Origin of the sequence: Kitasatospora sp. NPDC059747, from assembly GCF_042732955.1 — a bacterium.
Classification (GTDB): domain Bacteria; phylum Actinomycetota; class Actinomycetes; order Streptomycetales; family Streptomycetaceae; genus Kitasatospora.
The window spans coordinates 1-2,935 of sequence record NZ_JBHWGV010000111.1 but is presented as its reverse complement, the minus strand read 5'-3'; the positions used below and the strand labels follow the sequence as shown (position 1 = coordinate 2,935).

The 2,935-nt window shown below is 75.0% G+C and carries 2 protein-coding genes; one reads left to right on the top strand and one right to left on the bottom strand.

Going from position 1 to position 2,935, the window contains the following annotated elements; genetic code table 11:
• The first annotated feature begins 100 nt into the window (after positions 1 to 100).
• The gene (gene rodA, locus ACFV4G_RS34400; RefSeq protein ID WP_380446117.1) at positions 101 to 1,246 is read left to right on the top strand and encodes a rod shape-determining protein RodA; all 1,146 of its coding nucleotides are present in this window, start codon (positions 101 to 103) and stop codon (positions 1,244 to 1,246) included.
• Positions 1,247 to 1,341: 95 nt separating this feature from the next.
• On the opposite strand, the gene ACFV4G_RS34395 is transcribed toward rodA, so the two are convergent.
• Positions 1,342 to 2,637 (bottom strand): M14 family zinc carboxypeptidase, encoded by a 1,296-nt coding sequence (locus ACFV4G_RS34395; protein WP_380446116.1) that lies wholly within the window; start codon positions 2,635 to 2,637, stop codon positions 1,342 to 1,344.
• Between the last annotated feature and the right edge of the window lie 298 nt (positions 2,638 to 2,935).

Sequence of the window (2,935 nt, the reverse complement as noted above, 5' to 3'; positions counted from 1 at the left end):
CGGCGCCCGCGCACAACCGCCGCGGGGGGGGGGCAGGGGCCCGGCATCCACCCGTCCGGGCCCCCCCCGGAGGCGGGGGAACCGCCGCCCGCGCACCGGGGTGTCCAAGGCCCTCGCCAAGGACTCGCCGCTGTGGCGGCTCGACTGGATACTGCTGCTGGCCGCGCTGACCCTCTCGCTGGGCAGCTCGCTGCTGGTGTGGTCGGCCACCCGCGGGCGGGACTCGCTGACCCACGGGGACCCGCAGTACTTCCTCTACCGGCACCTCACCAACGTCGTCGTCGGGCTCGTGCTGTGCGCCGTCGTGATAGCGATAGGGAGCCGGCGCTTCCGCACCCTCGTGCCCTTCGTCTACGTCGCCGTGATCCTGCTGCTGATGGCCACGCTGAGCCCGATCGGCTCGACCATCAACGGCGCGCACTCGTGGATCCAGCTCGGCGGCGGCTTCTCCGTCCAGCCGGCCGAGTTCGCGAAGCTCGGCATCGTGCTGGCGATGGCGGTCGTGCTGTCGGACCAGGTGGACGCGGGGGAGCGGGCGTTCCCCTCGCACCGGGCGGTCTTCCGGGGCCTGGTCTGGGCGTGCCTGCCGATGGGCCTCGTGCTGCTGATGCCGGACGCCGGGTCGGTCATGGTGATGTCCGCGATCGTGCTGGGCATCCTGCTCGGCTCGGGCGCGGCCAACCGCTGGGTCCTCGGGCTGCTGGTCCTGGGCACCGCGGGGTCCGTCGCGGTCTGGAAGTTCGGGCTGCTGAGCAAGTACCAGATCGACCGCTTCGCCGCGTTCGCCAACCCGCAGCTCGACCCCTCCGGCGTCGGCTACAACACCGCGCAGGCCCGGATCGCGATCGGCTCGGGCGGGCTCACCGGCAAGGGGCTGTTCCACGGGACGCAGACCATAGGGCAGTTCGTGCCGGAGCAGCAGACCGACTTCGTGTTCACGGTGGCCGGCGAGGAGCTGGGCTTCGTCGGGGCGCTGGCGATCATCCTGCTGGTCGGCGTGGTGCTGTGGCGGGCCTGCCGGATCGCGCGGCAGGCGACCGACCTGTACGGGACGATCGTCGCGGCGGGCGTCATCGCGTGGCTGTCGTTCCAGGCGTTCGAGAACATCGGGATGTGCCTGGGCATCATGCCGGTGGCGGGCATCCCGCTGCCGTTCGTGTCGTACGGCGGTTCGTCGATGTTCGCGGTGTGGATCGCGATCGGACTGCTCCAGGCGGTGCGCAGCCAGCGGCCGATAGCGGCGTGAGAGCGGCGTGAGCGCACGTCCTCGAGTCGAGGGCCGGTCCGGGAACGATTCCCGGGCCGGCCCTCGACTTCTGTACGGGGCTCGGCCGTTGAGGGTCAGCCGAGCAGGCACTCGGCGGCGGCGAGGGCGGCCCGGGTCTGGTGGGCCACCTGCTCCTCGACCGGTACCCAGCGGGCGCCGAAGCGGTGGCGCAGCTGGTTCAGGCTCTCGGTGACGATGGCGCGGGCGCGCTCGCGGCCGGCCTCCGCGCCCGGTCCGCGGACGTCGGCCAGCAGCCGCAGCAGCATCGACGCGACGCGCAGCGGCACCCGGGCGGCGACGATCGCGGCGGTCGTCACCCGGGAGACCGTGAGCGGCTCCGCGCACCAGCGCTCCAGCCACTCGTCCGCGACCGACGGGCAGACCGCCAGGTTGAAATCGGCGGCGCGCACCAGGGGGCCGTGCACGGCGCGGGCGTGTACGGGGACGCGGGCGAGCAGTCCGGCCAGTTCCTCGGCGCGGTCGCGCAGGGTGCGGGCGGCGGCGGTGACGGCGGGGCCGACGGCGGGGTGGGGGCGCGGGTCGGCGACGGCGTCGACGGACCACATGGGGACTTCGAGGACGGCGGTGACGCCGCCGTGGCGGGTGGCGTAGGACCAGGTGGAGAGTTCGGGTTCGTCGGGCAGGGCGCGGGTGGCGGCGCCGCTGCCGGGGGTGGGCATGAGGTAGGTGCCGGGGGCGGGGCTGGCCCAGCCGATGGCGTCGAAGGAGTCGATGTCGAGGGGGAGGCCGGCGCGGTCGGCGGAGCGGGCGAAGCGTTCGGGCAGGCCGGGGACGGGGCGGGTGAGCTGGACGAAGGCGCCGCCGAAGTCGACGCCGTGCAGGGAGCACTGGAGGAAGGGGCGCAGTTCGTCGATGAGTGCGGTGAGGGCGAGGCTCTCGGGCATGGGCCGGCGGCCGGCGGCGGGGGCGGGGAGGAGTTCGGGCTGTTCCTCGAAGGAGGGACGGAAGAAGTGCTGGTAGTGGCGGCGCATGGTGAGGGGGCCGTCGAGCCAGCCGGCGTTGAGGGCGGCGCCGTCGGGGTCGAGGCACAGCAGGAAGTGCCAGGAGAGGCCGGGGCGGGCGGGGGAGGCGAGGAGGAGTTCGGCGAGGCGGACGGCGGTGGCGGTGCCCACGGGTTCGTTGGGGTGGGGGCCGCCGACGGCCAGGACGGTGTGCGGGCCGCGGTCGACGGAGAGCAGCAGCAGGGGCCGTCCGGCGCGGGAGCGGCCCACCTCGCGCAGCCGGCAGCGGTCGGGGTGGCTGCGGGCCAGCCGCCGGGCCGCGGCCTCGGCGCCGGCCACCGTCGGGTAGCGGGCCGGCGTCACGTCGAGGGGCCGGGGCGGACGGACCCGGTGGCCGGTGTCGGTCATGCTTCTCCTTGCCCCCGGGCGAGGGCCGCCGGGGCGCGGACGGGTGCGCCGCCGGCCGCGGCCCGCGGGCCGGGGCGGTGTCGGTCGCCGGTGGGGAGTCGGCGAGGGGCCGAGCGTACGGCCCAACTCCCGGCGCGGGAAGGGGTGCAGGGGTCGGTGGCGGAGCCCTGCCAGTAGCGCACGGGCCGTCCGGGGGTGTCAACGGCGGACGTCCATGGGACGGCGGGATCGCCCCGTTCGTGATGGGCGGTTTCGAAATGACCTGGCCGAGCCGGTGCTAGCCGCGGTCTGGGGCGGG

Coding starts and splice junctions, on each gene's coding strand:
- ACFV4G_RS34395 (WP_380446116.1), bottom strand. CDS start 2,637: ATGACCGACACCGGCCACCGGGTCCGTCCGCCCCGGCCCCTCGACGTG.